Source organism: Pseudomonas anguilliseptica, from assembly GCF_021375795.1.
Taxonomy (GTDB): domain Bacteria; phylum Pseudomonadota; class Gammaproteobacteria; order Pseudomonadales; family Pseudomonadaceae; genus Aquipseudomonas; species Aquipseudomonas anguilliseptica_A.
Genome location: NZ_JAEIOI010000017.1, coordinates 1 through 387 on the forward strand (window position 1 = coordinate 1; position 387 = coordinate 387).

Here is a 387-nt window from a genome sequence, read left to right on the forward strand (position 1 = left end):
CAGCAGGACGTAGAGTTCGTAGTTCATTGAGTGGCCCTGAAAAGTAAGTCCCGCCGTAGCGGGACTTGGGTGAAGCGCGCAGCGATTACAGAGCGCGGCGCATGTACTTGAAGGCAGCAGCGGCGACCAGCACGCCGAAGACAGCCCAACCGATGGTGCCGACGTCGGTGCCAGCGGTATCCAGTGCGGCAGTGGCCTCAGGCGGCACAGCGGCATAGGCTTGTTGAGTGGCCAGGACACCCAGGGCAGCGGCAGCACCGAGGGAGCGTTTCAGGTTTTGCAGTTTGTTTTTCATGGTTGTTACCTCGCTATTTCAGGACTTTTTTCAGAACCAGGAAGCCGAACACCAGGGCAAACAGCACGATGGTTTCGCCCTGCAGCTCGCTG

General features: G+C 59.2%; 1 protein-coding gene. It reads right to left on the bottom strand.

Features of this window, described 5'->3' with window-relative positions; all coding sequences use genetic code 11:
• Positions 1-85: 85 nt before the first annotated feature.
• A complete protein-coding gene (locus tag IOD17_RS19565; protein WP_090247769.1) occupies positions 86-295 on the bottom strand; it encodes a major capsid protein in 210 nt (69 codons plus the stop codon).
• Positions 296-387 lie beyond the last annotated feature (92 nt).